This is a genomic window from Geotalea daltonii FRC-32 (genome assembly GCF_000022265.1).
GTDB classification, from domain to species: Bacteria; Desulfobacterota; Desulfuromonadia; order Geobacterales; family Geobacteraceae; genus Geotalea; species Geotalea daltonii.
In genome coordinates this window covers 2,854,318-2,875,452 of sequence record NC_011979.1, presented here as the reverse complement: position 1 = coordinate 2,875,452, position 21,135 = coordinate 2,854,318, and the positions used below count along the sequence as shown (strand labels likewise).

The window sequence follows — 21,135 nt, the reverse complement described above, 5'->3', positions numbered from 1 at the left end:
TTATTACCAGCGAAACAGCGCAGATCCCCAGGTAAGTCCGCCACCAAAAGCGTCAAGCAGGACAACATCCCCCCCCTTGAGACGCCCGGAGCGGTTGGCTTCATCAAGGGCTATGGGAATGGAAGCTGCCGAGGTATTGCCGTAGCGCTCCAGGTTGATGAAAACCTTTCCCTCGGCAACGCCGAGTCTTTTGCCGATGGCATCGATAATGCGCCGGTTGGCCTGATGGGGTATGAAAAGGTCGATATCGTCAGTGGTCAGGTCATTTGCGGCAAGTGCCTGACGCGCCACATCCTCCATAGCCCTCACCGCCAGTTTAAAGACCTCGTTACCATGCATTTTGATGAACATCAGTTTTTCGTCGATGGTTTTCTGTGTGGCGGGATTTCTGCCGCCGCAACCGGGCTGATAAAGAAGTTCCCAGTAGGATCCGTCACTGCGGATATGGGTGGAAAGAACACCACAATCTCCTTCCTGTGCCTCGACCACGGCAGCTCCCGCTCCGTCACCGAAAAGGAGGCAGGTATTGCGATCGGTCCAGTCCAGAATACGGGAGAGCACTTCACCGCCAATGACCAGGGCCTTTTTGGCGGTGCCGGTCCTGATGAACCGGTCGGCAATGGAGAGCCCGTATATAAAACCGGAACAGGCTGCGGAAACATCGAAGGCTGCCGCATTATTTGCATTGAGATTGCTCTGGATCACGCAGGCAGTCGAGGGAAAGGGAAAATCGGGGGTAACGGTCCCGACAATGATCAGGTCCAGCTCTTCAGCCTTGACTCCTGCCATCTCCAGGGCCTTTTCTGCAGCACGGGTGGCAAAGGTGGAGGTATACTCACCTTCGGCAGCGATGCGGCGCTCCTTGATCCCAGTTCGTGTTGTGATCCACTCATCACTGGTATCGACCATTTTTTCCAGGTCGGAATTTGTCAGCACCTTATCGGGAAGGGCAGAACCGGTCCCGGTTATCCTGGTACGAATCATGATTTACAACCTTCCTACCCTGCCGCTTGTGCTTTTAGTGTTTCCAGCTGCTGCATATAAAGAGGATAGTTTTCCTGGAGTTTTTCGACCATGTGTTGATTAACGCCCTTTCGGGCATATTCGTGGGCAAAACGGATGGCATTTTTTATGGCTTTGGCATTGGAACCGCCATGGCAGATCATGCCGACGCCATCTATTCCCAACAGAGGAGCGCCACCATATTCCGTATAATCGACCTTCTTTTTGAAATTGATGAAGGCCCGGCGAGACAGGATATAGCCGATCTTGTACAGCAGGCTCTGCTTGATTTCCTCTTTAAGCATCGTGCTGACAGCCTCGGCCAGTCCTTCGGAAAGCTTGAGCACCACGTTGCCGACAAATCCATCACAGACGACAACATCCACCATGCCGTTGAAGATATCCCGACCTTCCACATATCCCATGTAATCGAGGGAAGTGCTCTTAAGGAGTGTGCTTGATTCGCGGGTAAGGTCGTTTCCCTTGCTTTCTTCCTCTCCGTTGGAAAGAACACCGATCTTCGGGTTTTCCACATCCATGACGGACCGGGCATAGACCTCACCCATTATGGCAAACTGGACGAGATTGAGAGGTTTGCAATCAACGTTGCCGCCAACATCGAGCACTAGGGTTTTTCCGCGGAGAGTGGGAAATATCTGGGCGATGGCCGGGCGATCTATACCTTTGATGCGCTTGAGTACGAACATGCCGGCAGCCATGGTGGCACCTGAGTTACCGGCACTTACAACAGCGTCCGCTTCATTGTTCTTCACCAGTTCAAAGGCAATGCGGATGGAAGAATCCTTCTTCTTTCTTACCGCATCGGAAGCGGAATCATGCATGCCGACCACCTCGCTGGCATGCTTGACTGTTATATCCAGATCTTTGCAGTTATGCTTTGCAAGTTCGCAGTTTACTTTTTCCGTATCGCCTACCAGGGTTATGGCAATACCGAATTCCCTGGCAGCTGCGACAGCGCCCTCCACCTCGACACCAGGCGCGTTGTCGCCACCCATCGCATCTACAGCAACTCTCATATGACCTCTAGCAGCGGCTCTTAATACAAAGAGCCTCGGATGGCAGTTTAAAGCTCTTCAGCCTTAATTACTTCTCTGCCTTTGTAAGTGCCGCAGGAGGGACAAACTCTGTGGGGAAGTTTCGGGGATTTGCACTGTGGGCAAGTGGAAACTGTCGGGGCGGTAAGAAAATCATGGGCCCTTCTCATGTTCTTGCGTGACTTGGATGTCTTCTTCTTAGGTACTGCCATAAAATAATTCTCCTTTACTTGTCTATCTTGATACCCTTCAACGCGTTGAATTTGAAACTGCCTTCGCTCGTAGCGCAGCCGCAAGCGGTGTCGTTAAGATTGGCTCCGCAACTACTGCATAATCCCTTACAATCATCCCGGCATAGGGGCTTGAAGGGTATCTCCATGATTACCTGTTCCGCCACCTCAGTGGAGAAATCGATTTCTTCCCCTTGGTAGGATTTGGAAATCAGGTCTTCCGCGGCCAGCTCGACCTCTTCGTCAAGCGGCTCGGCAGATTTCGTATAAAAAATCGTAAAGGATGATGATATCTCGATGTCGAATTCAGTGAGACAACGGGCGCAGGAAACTCTTACGGCCGTTTCTACCTTGCCGGAAGCCCTGATATGGTCAAACTCCCTGGCTACAGTGAAATCAAGCCGTAGCGGAGACAGAAATTCGCACTCGCCGGTCCCGGTCATGGCAAGCAAGTCCGGATAGTCATTAACCGGCTCCTCAGCCTCCATGTGCAACGCTTTATCTTTTAAATCGGCTATCCGAACTTTCAAAGTATCACCAATGGGCACAGCATTCAAAGCTACCCAGTATATAGACGGATCACCATTTGTCAAGGTAAAACTGCCAGCGCACCCTGCCCCCCGTTGCTGAGGGTCCATCTATTAAACCATTCGAGGACTATTTGCAACAATAAATAACCAAAAATGTTCTAACGTTTTCGGCAGGAAGATCCATCGCCTGCACCCGCAGGAGCAAAGCCTCTGCGCATGGTGTTCTCGGTCACCACCCGCGGATCCATGAAATGAAGGAGATAATCAGGCCCGCCCGCCTTGGTACCGGCACCGGACAACCTGAAACCGCCGAAGGGTTGACGACCGACCAGGGCACCCGTGCAGTTGCGGTTGAGGTAGAGATTGCCGACACGAAATCGCTTGGTGGCAATGGCAATATGTTCGGGGCTGCGGCTGAAAAGGCCGCCGGTCAGAGCATAGCGGGTAGAATTGGCCCAGACCAGGGCTTCATTGAAATCTCTTGCCCGCATTACGGCAAGCAACGGTCCGAAAATTTCCTCCTGGGCAAGCCGATGTTCCGGGCGGATATCGCCAATGATGGTCAGTGGTACGAAAAATCCGACCTCCGGCACATGCCCCTGATAAAGCAGACGCCCTTCCTGCCGGCCAACTTCAATGTAGTTCATTATACGTTTTTGAGCATTTTCTTCTGCAACCGCACCTATGAGATTGGCAGGATCTTCGACTGGCCCGACCGGAACAGCTTCGGCCAGTGCCGTAAGCCGCTGGACAAATTTATCGTAGATGCCATCAAGGACAATGACCCTGGAACATGCCGAGCATTTCTGCCCTTGAAAACCGAAGGCCGAATTGAATACATGGGGAACCGCCTCGTCCAGATCGGCATCATCGTCAATAATAATCGCGTTTTTCCCTCCCATTTCGCAGATGACCTTTTTTACCATTTCCTGGCCGGGCTGCACCTTGGCAGCGCGCTCGATGATCCTCAACCCCACCTCCATGGAACCGGTGAAGGCAATGAGGCTGACATGGGGATGGTCAACCAGGTAATCGCCCATGATGCCGCTGCGACCGGGGACAAAGTTAAAGACACCGTCAGGAAGCCCAACTTCTCTGAATATATCCACCAATTGCCAGCCAATGATGGATGTGAGGCCGGAAGGCTTGAAAACGACGCAGTTCCCGGTGACAATGGCGGCAGAGACCATGCCCATGCTGATCGCCAGGGGAAAATTCCAGGGGGCGATGACAGCAGCAACCCCTTTCGGCTCATAAAAGTATTGATTCGTCTCTCCGGCAACTTTTCCCATTGACCTGGGAGAGCCGAGGCGAATCATTTCCCGCGCATAATATTCGAGGAAATCAATGGCTTCAGTCACATCGGCATAGGCCTGATCCCACTGCTTGCCGATTTCCAGTACCTGCAGGGCGGAAAGCTCGTAGATGCGCCGACGGACGACTGTGCATGCCTTGAGGAGAAATTCAGCGCGTATTTCAGGAGTTATATCACGCCAGGTTTCAAAGGACTTCCTGGCAGCCCCGATCGCCTGGGCTACCTCATCGGTTCCGGCTTGGCACACCCAGCCAACGATCTCGGACGGATCGGAGGGATTCATTGAAGGAAGCAAGTCCTCCGTTTCCAGTTCCTGTCCCCCTATGAACAGCGGATATTTCCGGCCGAACCGACTGCGCACCTGCCCGATATGTTCACGAAACGCCTGGCGCTGCTCTTCTCTGGTAAAATCGATGACCGGCTCGTTGGAGAAAGGAATCACCTTCCCCGAAGACTTTGCCCCCTCACGCAGTCTGGGTTGGACCGCAAGCCGCTGCCGTTCCACGACATGCAACGGATCCTCCAGCAGTTTTTCTGCTCCTGCGGCATCCACAAATGTCTGTCGAAGGAAAGAGACATTGGAGGTATTCTCCAGAAGCCGTCGGACCAGATAACCCATGCCCGGAACCATGGGACCGTATGGGCAGTAGAGACGCAATCGGCCGGTACGGTTGAGGATTGCCTTACGCACTGGTTCAGCCATACCGTACAGGACCTGAAATTCGTATCGATCATCAGACACGGCCAGTTCCCGGGCAAGCTCGATGACAGCGGAAATGGAACGGATGTTGTGGGAAGCACAGGCAAAATGGCAGACATCACTGTTTTCCATGATTCGGCGTGCCTGACGTTCAAAAGCGGCGTCAGTTTCCGCCTTCATGGTCCAGACCGGTTCGGGGAGTCCGCTCTGGCGGGACCTGATCATCTCATAATCCCAGTATGCCCCCTTCACCAGGCGGATGGAGATACCAAGGCAATTTTCTCTTGCCCAGGTAACCAGATTATCCAGGTCATGGTCCGTATCCCTGAGATAGGACTGGAGAACAAGCCCCAGGTGATGATAGTCTGGATTCTCCAGTTTCAGGCGTCGGTAGACCTCAAGTATGATCTCCTTGTAACGATAGGTCTCCATGTCGAGGCAGAGAAAACCATTTACCTCCCTCACGCGACGACAGATAAGGCGAAGCCTGCGAAGAATGGCCGCAACGCTTCCCTCGTAATCCATCGGGCTTGCCAGACAAGAAAGTGCTGTTGCCTTGACAGAAACGTTGATCCGGGGTGCATGTCCCCAATCCATACTGCCTGAAGTCCGGCCAGCGCCAAGGGGTTTCCAGCGGCCCATGGCCCGTTCAATGGAGCCGATAAGATCCAGATACTGGTCCACATAGGCATCGGCCTCCTTTTCGGAAAGGGTTGCCTCGCCCAATACATCGACAACGGCAGCAAAACCTTGATGGCGCAAGCGTTCGATATTGCTGATTGCCTCCGTGGTATTCTCTCCGACAATGAACTGCTGCGCCATTTTTCGGATAGCCGTTGAGACAGCCTTCCTCTGGATAAAGTTGCCGAATGGGCCGAAGACACCGGCGGCCTGGCGGAGTAAAGCCAGTACTGGAGGCTGCGCACCGTCAAAGTATTCCTCCAGATGGTCGGCTACCATCCTGTCTGTGGAAAGGGTCGGGAATACGTCGACGAAACGGAACAGCCGGGTCTTGAACTCCTCGTCACTCATGCTCCAGGCCATCAGCTTACCCAGCCACCGCCCCTTGTCAAAGAGCGAAGGAGTCTCTCCATAAATGCCGGCGAACATCTCTCTTCCGCAGGAGACGATCCTTCTGTTCAATTCGCTGTCCGCCATGGCTCCCTCCCCATGAAGTTGTCTGCTGCCCGCGTTTTTCCACAACCTACATTTTAATAAGGATTATCATTTTATCAATTGAAGGGGGACTAATAAATCTGGGATAATTGCCTGCCTGACGTTCGCTGAAATTTTATCCGGCGCGAGAGTATGTTTCAGATTGGAGAATGAAGTAAAGGAAGGATAACAAATTTGAGGAAGGGATCAGGCAATGGCGGCTAGTTCAAGGCGGCCACCCCAGCGTCTGACAAGTTCCTGGCGCAGACCTGCATTTTCGCCGTCAACCAGACCGGGATCTCTTTCAACAACGGCAAAGGCCTCTCCACGAGCCGCTTCCAGGATACGTCCGTCACGCAGGATGTTGGCCACCCTGAAGTCGGGAAGACCTGCCTGACGGGTGCCGAGAAAATCTCCAGGGCCGCGGATCTCCAGATCGGCCTCGGCTATGCGGAAGCCGTCATTGGTGGATTCCATCACCCGCAGGCGTTTTTCGCCGTCTTCGGAAAGTTGTCCGGACGAGAGCAGAATACAGCGGGACTGGCCGCTGCCGCGTCCTACCCTGCCCCGCAGTTGATGCAGCTGGGAAAGACCGAAGCGCTCTGCATGCTCGACGACCATGACCGTGGCATTGGGCACGTCGATCCCCACTTCAATGACGGTGGTGGCAACGAGAATGTCCGTCTCCCTGGCCTTGAATGCACCCATGACCGATTCCTTCTCTTCCGGCTTCATCCTGCCGTGGAGCAGCCCAACCCGCAATTCCGGGAAAACATCCCGTGCCAGATGTTCGGCCATCTGCGCCGCTGCCTTCAGTTCCGACTTTTCGGTCTCTTCCACCAGAGGATAGATGATGTAGGCCTGCCGTCCCTTCTTAACCTCCTCGCGGATGATGCCGTACACTTGGGAGCGCCTGGATTCGAAGGCGACGCGAGTCTCCACCGGCGTCCTGCCGGGAGGCAGTTCGTCGATGACCGACAGGGAAAGGTCGCCGAAAACCGTCATGGCCAGGGTCCGTGGAATGGGGGTGGCGGTCATCACCAGGATGTCAGGATTGATCCCTTTCCTTTTGAGTATGCCCCGCTGCAGTACGCCGAAGCGGTGTTGCTCGTCAATGATTCCCAGGCCGAGCCTGTTGAATTCCACCTTTTCCTGGATGACCGCATGGGTGCCGATGACGATGCTGGTCCTGCCGGCGGCGATTTCTTCGAGAACGGCACTTTTAGCCTTCCCCTTCATGCCTGAAGTCAACAGGGATACCTTGATGCCCAAGGCGTCGCACCAGCGGTGGATGGTAAGGAAATGCTGCTCGGCAAGGATCTCCGTCGGCGCCATGATCGCCACCTGGTAGTCGTTTTCCACCGCCACCAGTGCAGCCATAAGGGCCACCAGGGTCTTGCCGCAGCCCACATCCCCCTGTACCAGCCGGTGCATGGGATGGGGGAGCATCATGTCGTTCTTTATCTCGGAAAGGACACGGCGCTGGGCGTCGGTGAGATGGAAAGGAAGCAGTTTCAGCAGTTCCCTGGTGTATTTGTGCGTCACCTGGAAAGCAATCCCCTGTTCAAGGACGATGCCGCTCCGCTTCAGGGCCAGCCCCAGTTCGAGAAAAAAGAGTTCGTCAAATGAAAAGGTCTTGTGGGCAACGGTTGCGCCGTTGTTCAGTCTCGCCAGGTCAGCATCGTGTCCCGGAAAATGAGTCTCTCGCAGGGCCTCGTCCAGGGGCATCAGGTGGTGCCTCTCCATTACCCCCAGGGGCAGGTGGTTTTCCACGTCAATTACGAACCGGTCGATGACCTCCTTCATCACCTTGCGCAGTGTCTTCTGGTGGAGTCCTTCCGTCAGCGGATAAACCGGCAGAATACGGCCGAAATTGAGAGGATCCCTTGCTGTGAGCGCCGCCAGATCGGCCCCTTCATCCAGCCACTCCACCTCAGGATGATGGATCTCCTTCTGGAAACCGTATTGGACCACCTCGCCGGTAAATACCCCTTTTCTCCCCACGCGCCAGGTCTTCTTCATAAAGACAGGATTGAAGCGAAACCACTTGAGAGTGATCGAGCCGCTTTCATCTCCGGCAGTTACCTCAAGAAAACGTTTCCCTCCCTTGGTGGACTTGGCTTCAAAAGAGAGCACTTCTGCGTAAAAAACCTCATGGGCGCCGGGACGCAGCTTGCTTACCTTACTTAAGCTCCGTCGGTCCTCGTAACGGTGAGGGAGCAAAAACAGGGCATCTTCAACGACAGAAATCCCCTTCTTTGCCAGCTGTTCCGCCAGTTTAGGACCAACTCCCTTGATAAACTGCATGGGCGTTTGCAGGTTCTTGCGATGAATTGACTGCTGCAAAGTCGTGGTTGCCTCCCGGATAACGGGCTCAGTGACAACCACCCGCCGCACCATCAGCGCCCCGTCTTCTCCGATCTCCAAGGAGACAGAATCCCCTGCCATCAGGCCAAGGGCCTCAAGCACAGCATCGGGGAGAGGCAATGTTTTCGCGTCCGTGAGTTTGACAATGGGCATATGAACTTCCGCGACAATAAATTTGCAGGAGTTATAGGAAGTATCGAGCAGAGTTGTCAACCTAATTTTACCTGTTCCGGCATATCCCGTTCATTCCTCCACCCGCATGACCACCAGCGAAACATCATCTACAAAACTTTGGCTGCCGGCAAAAGACCTGACCTGGCTAAAAAGACTATCGACAAGCTGCTGTGGGGGAAGCTGGCGATACGTTTGGAGGAGCCCACAGAGCCTGTCTTCGCCGAATAGTTCTCCGGCAGGATTTGCTGCCTCTATGATGCCGTCGGTGTAAAGCAATAGAACGTCATTGGGTTCAAGCAACAACTGTTTCTGCTCAAAGGCGACCTTCCGTTTTATGCCGAGAATCAGCCCTTCGGCATCCAGATACTCACATGCCCCTGATTCCGACCGCCACAATATGGGCCGGTTATGGCCGGCATTGGCGAAAGACAGCTTTCTTAGGCCTGCATCGTAGTTGAGGTAAAACATGGTGATGAAGAGTTCGGCACGGGTCAGGTCCTCATAGAGAAACTCATTGAGGGCGTTCATAATATCGCGGGGACTGCGGATACTGCTTGCCTCCGCATGGATGAAGGTACGCACTTCGGTCATGATCAATGCAGCACCCACATTATGGCCGGACACGTCGGCGATGATCAAATCCAGGGCCTCACTGCCATGGGGCAGATAATCGAAGTAGTCCCCTCCCACTTCCCTGGCCGGGACGCATATACCGGCAAGGGATATGCCTTTGACCTCCGGAGGACTGGCCGGCAGGAGTCCGGACTGGATTCCCCTGGCAATCTGCATCTCCTTTTCGTGTTCCTTTACCTGAATGAGCTTTTCAGCCTGCCGGGCGTTACGCAGTGCAATGCCGATCTGTCCTGCCAGACTGTTGAACAGCTCAATGAATTCTTCCGTGAAAATCCCTTTCATGGATTTGGAGAATGCAGAAAGTATCCCGACCGGCTGTCCTTCAATGGTGATAGGGACATGGACGAAGGATTTAATTCCTTCTCTGCGGATGACTTGGGCCGAAAGCGGCTTGTTCATTCCATCGGCATCGTTGACTATCTCCGGTGAATTGTTGAGAAAGGCAGCCCCGGCATAGGTCTCCATATTCAGCTCACGGTCCGATTCTTCCAGGTGTTTCAGACTCATCCCCTTCTGGCTTAAAAGGACAAGGCGTCCTTTTTTCTCTTCCAGAACGCGGATGGTGCAGGCATCGAACTTGAACTGCTGCTTGATGTGATTGAGAATATTGTCCAATATGGCCAGCAAATCAGCTTTGCCTGCCACGGCCTTTGCTGCCTCATAAAGGAGACCGAGCTGTTCGCGGCTGGCGGTACGACTGAGGGTCACCGTGCCGAAAATGTCGAAAACATCTTCCAGCTTGCTTCCCCTTGCCGCCATATAGCTTTCGACGATAATTCCGGCCGAGGCGGCCCCCACCGAACCGGCCAGCACCTTTTCAGTGAAACGCTTCAGAACGGGCAGTTCATACTCGGAAAGGCTCCCCCGTTCATCGATCTCCTTGTCGCCAAGATACCGGGATATGGCCGCGTGAGCCTGTTTCTCGCCGATAAACTTGGTCATCAGGTCGATAAACTCCACAATGGCAGGTGCTCTGCTCATCCTTTTGAGCCTGACCGGTTCCTCACGCGCCTCAAAGACATCCACAAACTTGACGGCCTGCTCGGCCACGCTTTCCGAAGGCTCGCTCAAGAGGGAGCAGGCAATGAACGTCCCAAGATTGAATAGCATGCTCCAAAACAGGGAATGGGGCAACATGTCCAGTTCCGTCATACCGAACAGGTGAAGCGGGCGCAGGAAAGCGAGGCCGAAGGGGCCGTTTTGCATGATGCCGTTATCCAACCAGCCCTCTTTGACCAACAGGGGAATGACGAGGGTATGGAACCAGATAAAAAAGCCAAGCACCAGGCCGACGGTGGCACCCCAACGGCTTGCCCTCTTCCAGTAAAGCCCACCGATTATGGAGGGTGCGAATTGGCTGGCAGCTATCAACGAAATAATGCCGATATTGATCAAAGTGTATGACTCGCCGATGAACTGGTAGTAAAGGTAGCCGAGGAGCACCACCCCAAGGATGCCAACCCTTTTGATGTTGATGAGAACCCCGGATATGTCTGAGCCTCCGATGCCAAGATGAATGATGATCGGGATTATCAGGTGGTTGAGAATCATGGTGGAAAGAACTACCGCTTCCACCATGACCATCCCTGCAGCAGCAGAAAAGCCACCGATGAATACCAGCAGGGCCAACCAGGGATGCCCTGTCTGCAGCGGAAAATTAAGAACAAAAAAGTCGGCCATTGTTGTATTGCCGCCGTATGCAATGATCCCTCCCAAAGCTATGGGGATGACAAACAGGGTAATAAGAAAAGTGTAGGCCGGGTGAAGCCACATGGCATCCTTGATGTGCTCTTCGTGGGAATTCTCAATAACCATGATCTGGAACTGGCGGGGTTGGAACATTACAAACGCCATGGTGGAAAGAAGGAGGGTAAGCCAGGTGGCATAAGGCGCCGGCCCGGTCCCCAGGAGAAAGAGATGTTTCCGTTCGGGAAATTGCGAGGCAAAACGGCTGAAAATATCGGTGAAACCATCGAAAATACCGTAGGTAACAAAGATGCCCACAGTAACAAAGGCAATGAGCTTGACAACCGACTGCAGGGCAACTGCAGCCACAAGCCCCTCGTGTCGCTCCGAAGCATCCAGATGCCGTGCCCCGAAAAGAATGCCGAAAATGCCGAGAAATATGGCGACAATGAAAGCGGTATCGATGAATTCGGGAAGCGCTGGCACTATGTGCCTGAATCCGTCTGTACCCGGAGAAACGGTCAGAAGATCGAAGGTATAGGCCACGGCCTTAAGCTGCAAGGCAATGAAAGGAATTATTATCATGATACTGAAAACGGTGACGATTCCGCCAAGGAGGGGTGACTTGCCGTAACGGCTGGAGACGAAGTCGGCGATGCTGGTAATGTGCTGCTCTTTGCTGATACGCACCATTTTACGCAGCAGAAACCACCAGCTGAAGGCCATCAGGGTGTTGCCCAGATAAAGGGCGAGAAAAGCGATACCGTTGGTAGCTGAAAGCCCGACGACGCCGTAGAAGGTCCAGGAAGTGTAATGAACAGCAAGGGAAAGGGAATAGACATAGGGATTGGCAATTATGCTCTGCCCCGTCTTGCGCTTATTGTCCGCGTAATAGGCCACGGCAAACAGCAAGCCAAGATAAAGAACTGTCATGGTGGAAACGATTCCGACCGTCAACATGGAATTCCCGTCTTTGACAAATGGATAAATAGTTTCCATCCGGAAACTCCGGATAAGAAACTAGTGGTTTCCGATTCAGAAAGAGGGGATTTTTTGTTCTGGCAAGGAAATCAAGGGCTTGCGCGGAGACGTACATCGGTACGTCGCACAAGTAAGCCCGCAGATTGACGCCGCCAGGGCAGAAAAGAACCCTTTCCGGATGGAAACTAAATAGATTAATTATAGCCCTGCCCGGAGCGGTGTCGACTATTTTGACATAAAGAACGGAAAAAGCCTGGGCCATGGCAAACTGGAGCAGGGCCCGAATATGGGAATGATAAGGATTGAAATGACCACGGAGATCGAGGGCGGGGTGTGCCTACCTGCCAATTTCCAGCTATTGCAATTTCTCTTTATTGAATGAGGTACGAAAAAGGCCCCCTTGAGACAAGGGGGCATAACATGGGAGTAGTTTTGCTGAAGCGGGTAAATCTTAAATCCTGTTCATCCTGCGTGCAGCCTCCATGAGCTCACCCCTGAAGTCTGGATGGGCAACGTTGATGAGGTTCATGGCGCGCTGCTTCGCCGTCTGCCCCCTGAGCTTGGCGACGCCGAATTCCGTCACTACATGATCCACATCATTTTTGCTGGTTGTTGTCGATGAGCCGGCGGTCAATGTGGGTACGATACAAGAGACAGTGCCATTCTTGGCTGTTGACGCCGTGCAGATAAAGCCCTTGCCGCCGCGCGATCTGTTGGCGCCACGTGCAAAGTCTGCCTGGCCCCCTGTTCCGCTCCACTGTAGATGGCCAAAGGACTCGGAGCAGCATTGTCCGAGGAGGTCCACCTGGATAGTGGCATTGATGGAGACCATGTTGTCGATCTGGCCGATTACATACGGGTCGTTCACGTAATCAACCGGGTGCATCTCGATCATGGGGTTTTCGTTCATGAATTCGAAGACTTTTTTCGTTCCCAAGGCAAAAGTGCCGAGGCTCTTGCCCCGGTGAATGGTCTTGCGGGAATTGTTTACCGCGCCGGCGAGCATCAGATCGACGATGCCATTGGAAATTAATTCGGTGTGGATGCCAAGATCCTTCTTCCTGAGCAACGCCTTGCATACCGCGTTGGGAATCCCTCCCCAGCCCATCTGCAGAGTTGAGCCGTCTTCGATCATCTCCGCCAGATAGCCGCCGATTGCCTCCTCCACAGCAGAAACAGGGGGAATAGCCAGTTCCTGGAGCGGTTCATCGCACTCGATGATATGGTCAACCTCAGAAATATGAATGTGACAGTTACCGTGGGTTCTTGGCGCTTGCGGATTCACCTGCACCACAACCTTCTTCGCCTTCTTCACCGCTTCCATGGTATAGCCGACGGACAAGCTGCAGGTAAAGAAGCCATGCTCATCCATGGGAGAAACTACCGTGCCCGCCACATCCACAGGCCAGTACTCACGTATGAGCCTGGGGACCTCGCTGAAATGATTAGGCACGAAGTCTGCCCAACCTTTCTGCACCGCCTCCCGTGATACGTGGCTGGTGAACCAGGCGTTTACCTTGATATGGGGTACGGAATCCTCAGTGAAATAGTCGGGGCACAGATGATGCTGCTGATTGACGACAACCCCTTCCAGCTCGCGCTTACGTGCTGCCAATGCCCTGACCATCAAGGTGGGCTCCCCTACCCCGAGAGGAAAACAGAGATGATCGCCGGACTGGACGATTGCCGCCGCTTCCTGGGCAGAACAGAGCTTTTCCTGATATTCTTTTTCATAGCTGCGCTGGGTAAGTGCCAAATTCATAATCGTAGCCTCCTTTGATGTCTTTTCTAAATAACCGTTCGTTCCCATATAAAACTCCGGTTTGCTGTTATTTGATTTTCACTTCACGCCCATCCCCATCAGCGTACCTGCTTTCTATATAGCAACTGAAATACCAAACAGCGTTTTTATATTAATACAACAACCGCATCCAGGCCTTAATACCTGATATTACGTGACTATTTTTTTATTCGCTTGACCACACCTGGACCATAAGCCCTAACGGGTACTGTAACCAATTGTTTACACAACTCTCGAAGACAAACATCAATAAAGGCTTAATCCGCTGTCTACAGCGGTTTGGTTGTTATTTACATTTTCTGCGACACTGTCAACGTTTGTTTACAGTTGACCGACACAGCATGTGTTTAGAGATAAAGGGATAAAGAAAGAGGATTATAAGAGGTTTGAAAGAGGCAGGTTGAAAGTTAAAAATTTCAATAAAACGTTGTTTAGGAGTTTAAAAACTGTCCGCCCATTGATGAGGTACGGACAGGTGGAATGGCACACTACCTCACGTTTCGGAGTCGTCCATATCGCTTCCTCCAATCGCTTGCCGGCTCAATTTTTTATAAAGACCTTGCCGGGAAATACCCAAGAGCCTTGACGCTTGCTGTTTATTCCCATGGCAGAACTCGACAGCCTTCCGGAGAAGCAGGTTTTCAAACTGATCCATTATCTGAGTAATGTCTTTCTTACCCAGACTGGCACGGATGAAATCTTCGATTCCTACGGAATCCACCGTGGTGTCCGGGCATAACTGGGTAAGTTGTTCCGGCAAATGGGCTCTGGTGATCAGGTGGCCGCTGACGACATTAAAGGCGCTTTCTACAACATTGCGCAATTCGCGTATATTGCCCGGCCAGTCATAGCTCTTGAAGATTTCCCATGCATCGGCATCCAGGTCCTCCACGGACAATCCGAACTCCACATTGAACTGCTCGATGAAATTCATCGTCAGGGGATAAACATCTTCCTTTCGCTCCCGCAAAGCCGGTATGGTGAGGGCAACGACATTGAGCCGATAATACAGGTCCTCCCTGAATTTTCCCTCTTTCACCATCTGTTCAAGGTTGCGATTTGTAGCAGCAACGACACGCACATCGACCGTTTTCTGCTTTGTGCTTCCCAGGTTGGTAAGCTCTTTTTCCTGCAGCACCCGCAGGATTTTCACCTGCATATAGAGGGGCATATCCCCTATTTCATCAAGAAAAATGGTACCGGTATGGGCCTGCTCGAATTTGCCGATCTGCCCCCCTTTTTTTGCGCCGGTAAATGCCCCTTCCGCATAACCGAAAAGCTCCGACTCCAGAAGATGCTCGGGGATGGCTGCACAGTTCACCTTGACGAACGGTGAATAATGACGGGTGCTGGCAGCATGAATGGCATGGGCAAAGAGTTCCTTGCCGGTACCGCTTTCCCCCCGAAGCAGCACATTGGAGTTTTTCTGGGCAACCCGGAGCAATGTTTCTTTCATTTCCTGAATTTTTCTGCTCTGACCGACGATGCTGTTGGTGTCATACTTGAAAAGGATCTCCTTCCTGTTCAGGGTGTGAGGGTGCCCCTTGCTTTCCGGAGCAGCTTGCAACTGTCGTGCTATGAGGGGAATCTCACGGATATCCATGAAGAGGATTTTGCCGACGCAACCGATAACCCTGCCCTCCTTGATCAGAGGGAAACGGTTCGCATAAACCTGTTTGCCGTTAAAATAATGGATAATTCCCAGGTCGGGCTTGCCAGTTTCCATAACCATCGGCAGATGTGAAGGCTGGGAGTTCTGGTAGGCCTGATCCACGTGTCTGCCGATCATCGCCTGTGGTGTCGTATCCAGCAACCTGGCAAAGGACTGGTTAACCATAACCACGATACCGTTGCGATCGACGACAATGATGCCGTCAAAATCGAAGTTCATGAAAGCACTGGTTGAGCGGAGGATTTCCCTGAGGTTGTCATCGGTATCGTTGCAACTGTCCGGGATTGATCCGAGCAGTGACAGAACTCCGCCAACCATCAGATCGTTCTCCACAAGGGGAACGAAATCACAGACAATGCGGCGCCCACCGATGAGAATAACCTGGTCGCTGAAACTGATTCCCCCGTGCATCAAGTTGCCAAGGTTTGCCAGATCGGCTACATGATCAATTTTTTTACCAATGAGACTGGCAGAAGGAAGCTCCAGCGTTGCTTCAGCCGCTTTGTCCAGATAAACTATGCAGAGGTCGGCATCGAGCCTGATGACGCCGGAACTGCAGCTTTCGGGGTGACACCCGTTTTTTTTGCTATCGCTCTCCATAAACCCCTTTTTAAAACATTGTTCGCCACATGTCAGCACCAAAATATATAGACAAGAACGCGTCTCGTTATTTATAGTACAAACGCTGTATCATTTCAATCGGTTAAATTTTATGGGCCGGGCGATGAAACTGCAAAAATTGCGTTATATTTGGATTGACCTTTTATGATACGACATTAAAGCAAGTGGAGGGAACATGCCAAGTGAGGATGCAAGACCTGATGGGGAACTGCTTTTGAGGACTTCGCCCATGCCGAGCGACACCAACGCAAACGGCGATGTTTTTGGTGGCTGGATCATGTCGCAGATGGACATTGCAGGCGGCATGATGGCCATAGAGATAACCTGCGGACGCTGCGTTACCATCGCTGTTGATGCCATGAAGTTCATTAAGCCGGTCAAGGTCGGTGATGTGGTCTGTTGTTACGGTAAAGCAGTCAAGATAGGCAACACCTCGGTGACCATCCGGCTGGAAGTATGGGTAAAACCGGTGCTGCGCGCAACGTGTTACGGAAAGGAACACCCGTTGTTCATGGTTACCGAGGCATCGTTCACTTATGTGGCTGTTGATGATGAAGGACTAAAACGGCCGATTCCCAAGGGTTGACCATTCAGCCCTTCTGCCCCTTGGCGCCGGCCTCACCTTCACGCTCACCTTCAACCTTTTCACCCGGCTCCTTTCCCTCTGCCGATGAATGTTCCACAGCCGAATTTATCTCAGCCCCGGCAAGTATGATAAAACCGCTTATGTAAAGCCAGAACAGAAGAATGATGACCGCACCGATACTGCCATAGGTCTTGTTATAGGAGCCGAAATTATTAACGTAGAAGGAAAAAGCCAATGAAGCGAGGACCCAGACCGGAATGGCAATAACTGCGCCTGGAGAAATCCATTTCCAATTCTGTTCAACGTCGGGCGTAAAGTAATAAATGATGGCTATGGCCAGCATCAGCATGAACAGGGTTGCCGGTGCAATGAGGATATTCCAGAGGATCTCGAAAAAGTGGCCCAAATGGGTTATGCCGGCGATGAAGGAACCCAGCTTTGGCCCGAACATGAGGAGCACAAGCGACAGGATGAATAGAACGGAAAGAACCGTCACCAAGGCAATTGCCGTAAGCCGCACCTTCCAGAACGGCCGACCTTCCTGGACCTGGTAAAGCCTGTTCATGATATCCATGATGGAAGTAATTGCATTGGATGAGGTCCACAGCGCCAGGACAAATCCCAGCGACAAGAGTCCCCCCTGCTTGTTGCCAAAGAGCGATTTTACATTGTCCTGCACCAGGCTGAAAGCCTGCTCCGGAAGAAATCTCTGCATGGTAGTGAGGATGAAATCCAGCAGCCCGGGTATGGGGAGGTATCCGATCAGTGTGGTGAGAAACAGAAAAAACGGAAACAGGGCAAAGAGTAGATAGTAGGCCATGGCGGCGGCGTAGGCAGCACATCCGTGATCCGTCACCTGTCCATAAACCCGCTTGCCAAGTTCCTTGTAACTCAGGTCACCCAGCTTGAAGTAGCGACGAAATGAAAACATATGCGCTCCTCTGGTCAAGATGGCTGTAAAAATAACAGGGGCAGGCTCGCAAAATTCAGATTCTCAGTTTAAGAGCTAAAGGGACAAGTTGAGAACGGCTGACGACGTCCACTTTTTTAAAGATACGGCTTATGTGCGTCTTCACCGTCTGCTCACTGATGCAGAGCCTTTGGGCTATCTCTTTGTTTTTCAACCCTTGGGCAATAAAGGCAACTATGTCCTGTTCCTTCTTGCTGAGATTGGCACGACCTGCGGGCTTAAGATGAGACGGCTGATTGTGAAGCAAGGCCTTGATCTTGTCGTTGTCAATCCAGATTTGCCCTTTGCTCACCGTATGCAGAGCTTTGGAAAACATTTCAGGAGGGGTATCCGTTGAGATGACACCATAAAATTTATGATGCAGAAGCAGCGAGATAAGTTCATCCTCCGGCAAGCCGGTGTCAATGAGAATCATCTTTGCGTTTGGCCAATGGGACTGCGGGTCCTTCGCCAGGGCATGGACGTCCACCACGATGTGATGGGGATCAAAAACATGGCTTGATCTGCTGTCAGTGGCGACAAAAGTCTCAAAAGACGGATTGGCGCTGATGACATCCTGCAGCGCTCTTCCCAGAAGAGCGCTGCCCAGATTGATCAGAATTCTTGTCTTACCTGCAGAAGAAATATCCATGATCCCCCGCTCAGTTTTTACTCCGGTAATATGCATTTATTTCAGCGGCTGGCAGAGGTTACTTCCCTCTCAAATCCCGGCAATATCGCTTTGAAAAAAGCATTGGTAACCAGCTGCGCCAAGACCTGCCAGGTGCTCGTCTGCGGTTTTGTCACCGGCCCCGCAATGTCAACTACGGTAGCAACCTCTTCCCTCGGTCTGTTTTCCAGCAGGTTGGCGACTCCCCCGACCAGCATTTCATAAAGCTTGTGGAAAACGGTCTTTTCCTGATCTCGCCGTCTGTCATAGACTTTTATGTCCTTGAACAACGGCTTCAGGTAACCGGAAACCCTGTCGTTTCGCACATGAAGATCTGCGTAAAAGAGGAAAAAGCCGGCCGACACATCGAAATTGCCATAGGCTTTGAAAAGGTCATTCATGTCTTTGAGTCTGGTATCTTCGATTTTTACCTGCAGATCAAGGTCTGGCCCGCTTTTTTCGGGCCTGAACTCTGCGGAAGCCTTCGTTATCCCGCTCCCCATGAATTTGCCTGACAGTTCAGCCTTAGCCGGGCCTTCGATGAAGTGATTGGTCAGGTTCGTCATGGAAAAATCAGTCTCGGCAATAAACACACGATAGGGGGGATCGGCATCCTTGTTGATAACGCCGATGTTGCTCCCTGTAAGCCTCATTCGGTCGATGCGCAGCTGTATCTCCGGCTTGTTGCTCACCTTGCCCGCGGCCTTGCCAACTTTCTTTGCCCTTTTCTTTTCTGCTTTTGCAGTAGCTGCCGAATGGACATAATCCATCTCCAGCCCTTTAAATTGCAGATCCTTTACTTGGACACTGGCTATTGTCGGAGAATATTCCATATTTCCGGATAGGGAGAGCACGCCCTTGCGAACAGAAAGATTAATGTGGGAAGCCACCGGCTTGAAATAATCAAGGGGTATTCCCTCCAGCTTGAACGTCCCTTTGATGCCGGGCACAGGCTGTGAAAGGAAATTTGCATTACCGTCGAACTGTCCCCTGCCAGACCCGAAAATGACGGTATCCATGTGCAGAGAAGAGGGGTAGACCTTGTCCTTTACCCGGACATTGCGGATGTTGCCGGCCGTTACATTTAGATTGGTCAGATGCAGGGGTTTGCCGGCATCCTTGTCCACATATGTAATGGAGGCATTCCGGATAACAAAATTGTTTATCTTTAACGGAAAAACTGCCTCAATGGCCTCCTGCCAACCACGGTCCTTCAATTTTTCTTTGCTGGTCATTTCACTCTTTAACTGCTGCAGGTCTATGTGCATCTTGGGACGATCGATACCAATTGTCGCCACCACTCTTCCATACAAGAGGTCACGCCAGCTTATGGAGCCTTTGGTGCTTGGAATTACAGCAATGGGTGGAACAGGATGGGCATCCTGTAAAACTTTCAAACCATCCAACGTCACTGTCCCTCCCACCAGTTGCAGGTGCATACCGGAAAGGCTGATGGAATATCCCTTGAGGCGCTTGTTGACAGTTTTTTCCGTATAGCGGCGCAACGGCTCGTCGAGAAAGAATGAGGCCACATACAGCGCTACAGCTACAAACAGCAGAATACTGAAAACCCACAGCAAGGCCTTCTTGAATCGCTGCTCTCCCGCAGTTTTCCCTGAAACATGATCTTTTGAATCATTCTCGGAATTGTTTTGCTCGGCCACGGTCTCCCCATTATTTATGCAGCAGCGTCACATGGAAGAATCACTATTTTACTCTACCGGCAAATTAGAACATGTCAATTAACAACAGGGGCGAGGTAGGCCTGACAAGAAAAGCGCTTGACAGACTCCTAGGGTTTTTGGGCAACTAAAGCACAGTTACCTGTTTTGCAGCGATGATAGCGGGCAGCTATAAGCTCCCCCTCTCCTTCCTTGTCCGTCGGTTCATAAAGGGGGAGTTCCGGTTCACTGGAGCCCCAGCCACGACCTCTGACCGGAAGGACGTGTGCGCTGAAGGACGTCGATCTGCCCAGCCTGATATATTCACGGGTTGCAAAATTCACCCCCCATATGCCATCTCCGGAAACATCGTCAATGATGGGAGAAGAGGTCCAGTAGACTGCACCTTCAATGCCGTTGAAACCCAATTTCTTCAGTAGAGCCGCCATATCGCTGGCTGCGTTCCACCTTGCAAAATCAAGCAGGCTTTCAACCTCGTCCCTGCGTGGAATTCGCCAGTCGGAATAGCCGCTGAAACGCCCCTTGTTAAGTCCGATGACATAGCGTCTGGCCTTGTGCCAGTCACAATCGGTGGCATCTTGGGGGTTGTCCTGCAGCCAATATATGGCTTTGCCGGTGTCCCTCACTACTTTTTGCCTTACTACAAATTTTTCAGCTATGTTTTCAGCAACCGGGTCGGCAACATAACTGGAAGAAGCGTCGTCCGGCGATATCCACGGAGGCCTGTCGATGACCTCCCACCCGAAAGAGTCCAGACATTGCCTGAGCCCGTTCAGGCCCGGTTCAACGTTTCCGGCACCGGCAGCCTTGGCTATGACGTTTTCTGCCACCATGCCGCTGAATTCTGCCTTTGCCAGCAGGCCGGAATACCCCCCCTCAGCTCCGCATTTCTTCAGCGCTGTTTCAAGGTCCCCCGGTACAGCTCCGAAAGGCCCGGCAAACTGAAGTTTCGGCCGCCAGCCGCGGGAAAGAAGACAATTGTTGGTAGCAACACTGGTATTATGTTCGATACCATAAAGGGCAGCCATGGAAAGCCAGAACATGGTGCGATCCGGTAAGGCCCTGGCGCCTGCAGCACGGCACAGGCCAACATCCTGTCTCAACGACGCAACAGTCTTTTCATTGAGATCGTACACGGTAAAGGTGCTGTGAGTGACACTGCATCCATAAAAAGATGCAATCGGCAAAAATAGAAACAACAGAACGATTACGCGCCGGGAACAGTTAAGAAGAGGATGAAAAGGGGAAAAGACCGAAGAAAGAAATGAATTCAACATAGCGTGCCCTCCTTTTAATAAAAAGTAACGGCGTTGCCTATTGAATGTA

At 52.1% G+C, this 21,135-nt stretch carries 14 protein-coding genes; 1 reads left to right on the top strand and 13 read right to left on the bottom strand.

All coding sequences use genetic code 11. From position 1 onward, the window contains the following. Positions 1-3: 3 nt before the first annotated feature. The 9 genes from GEOB_RS12950 to GEOB_RS12915 all read right to left on the bottom strand — a co-directional run bounded on the left by GEOB_RS12950 (position 4) and on the right by GEOB_RS12915 (position 15,901). Complete coding sequence (locus GEOB_RS12950) at positions 4-984, bottom strand: beta-ketoacyl-ACP synthase III (RefSeq protein WP_012647691.1); 981 nt, start codon at positions 982-984, stop codon at positions 4-6. 14 nt (positions 985-998) lie between these two features. After that, positions 999-2,039, bottom strand: coding sequence for a phosphate acyltransferase PlsX (plsX, locus tag GEOB_RS12945; RefSeq protein WP_012647690.1), 1,041 nt, complete (start codon positions 2,037-2,039; stop codon positions 999-1,001). A gap of 47 nt (positions 2,040-2,086) precedes the next feature. Then, complete coding sequence (rpmF, locus tag GEOB_RS19810; protein ID WP_012647689.1) at positions 2,087-2,269, bottom strand: 50S ribosomal protein L32; 183 nt, start codon at positions 2,267-2,269, stop codon at positions 2,087-2,089. A gap of 14 nt (positions 2,270-2,283) precedes the next feature. Further along, a complete protein-coding gene (locus GEOB_RS12940) occupies positions 2,284-2,817 on the bottom strand; it encodes a YceD family protein (RefSeq protein WP_012647688.1) in 534 nt (177 codons plus the stop codon). Positions 2,818-2,975: 158 nt separating this feature from the next. Then, positions 2,976-5,990 carry an L-glutamate gamma-semialdehyde dehydrogenase gene (gene pruA, locus GEOB_RS12935; RefSeq protein ID WP_012647687.1) on the bottom strand — a complete coding sequence of 1,005 codons (3,015 nt, stop codon included), beginning with the start codon at positions 5,988-5,990 and terminating at the stop codon, positions 2,976-2,978. 204 nt (positions 5,991-6,194) lie between these two features. Continuing rightward, positions 6,195-8,507 (bottom strand): ATP-dependent DNA helicase RecG, encoded by a 2,313-nt coding sequence (gene recG, locus GEOB_RS12930; RefSeq protein ID WP_012647686.1) that lies wholly within the window; start codon positions 8,505-8,507, stop codon positions 6,195-6,197. A 90-nt stretch (positions 8,508-8,597) separates the two neighbouring features. Continuing rightward, positions 8,598-11,846: a SpoIIE family protein phosphatase gene (locus GEOB_RS12925; RefSeq protein WP_327049798.1), complete on the bottom strand. Its 3,249-nt coding sequence runs from the start codon at positions 11,844-11,846 to the stop codon at positions 8,598-8,600. Between the two features lie 433 nt (positions 11,847-12,279). Next, complete coding sequence (locus GEOB_RS12920; RefSeq protein WP_012647683.1) at positions 12,280-13,590, bottom strand: acetyl-CoA hydrolase/transferase family protein; 1,311 nt, start codon at positions 13,588-13,590, stop codon at positions 12,280-12,282. Between the two features lie 532 nt (positions 13,591-14,122). Continuing rightward, positions 14,123-15,901 (bottom strand): sigma-54-dependent Fis family transcriptional regulator, encoded by a 1,779-nt coding sequence (locus GEOB_RS12915; RefSeq protein WP_012647682.1) that lies wholly within the window; start codon positions 15,899-15,901, stop codon positions 14,123-14,125. Between the two features lie 196 nt (positions 15,902-16,097). Between GEOB_RS12915 and yciA the strand changes: the two genes are divergently transcribed. Then, positions 16,098-16,508: an acyl-CoA thioester hydrolase YciA gene (gene yciA / locus GEOB_RS12910; RefSeq protein ID WP_012647681.1), complete on the top strand. Its 411-nt coding sequence runs from the start codon at positions 16,098-16,100 to the stop codon at positions 16,506-16,508. 4 nt (positions 16,509-16,512) lie between these two features. On the opposite strand, the gene GEOB_RS12905 is transcribed toward yciA, so the two are convergent. The 4 genes from GEOB_RS12905 to GEOB_RS12890 all read right to left on the bottom strand — a co-directional run bounded on the left by GEOB_RS12905 (position 16,513) and on the right by GEOB_RS12890 (position 21,086). Continuing rightward, positions 16,513-17,439, bottom strand: a complete 927-nt coding sequence (locus GEOB_RS12905; RefSeq protein WP_012647680.1) for a YihY/virulence factor BrkB family protein — start codon at positions 17,437-17,439, stop codon at positions 16,513-16,515. A 55-nt stretch (positions 17,440-17,494) separates the two neighbouring features. Beyond that, positions 17,495-18,109, bottom strand: a complete 615-nt coding sequence (locus tag GEOB_RS12900; protein ID WP_195892549.1) for a response regulator transcription factor — start codon at positions 18,107-18,109, stop codon at positions 17,495-17,497. Between the two features lie 41 nt (positions 18,110-18,150). Then, the gene (locus GEOB_RS12895) at positions 18,151-19,791 is read right to left on the bottom strand and encodes a DUF748 domain-containing protein (RefSeq protein ID WP_012647678.1); all 1,641 of its coding nucleotides are present in this window, start codon (positions 19,789-19,791) and stop codon (positions 18,151-18,153) included. A 128-nt stretch (positions 19,792-19,919) separates the two neighbouring features. Then, positions 19,920-21,086 carry an Lcl C-terminal domain-containing protein gene (locus GEOB_RS12890; RefSeq protein WP_012647677.1) on the bottom strand — a complete coding sequence of 389 codons (1,167 nt, stop codon included), beginning with the start codon at positions 21,084-21,086 and terminating at the stop codon, positions 19,920-19,922. Between the last annotated feature and the right edge of the window lie 49 nt (positions 21,087-21,135).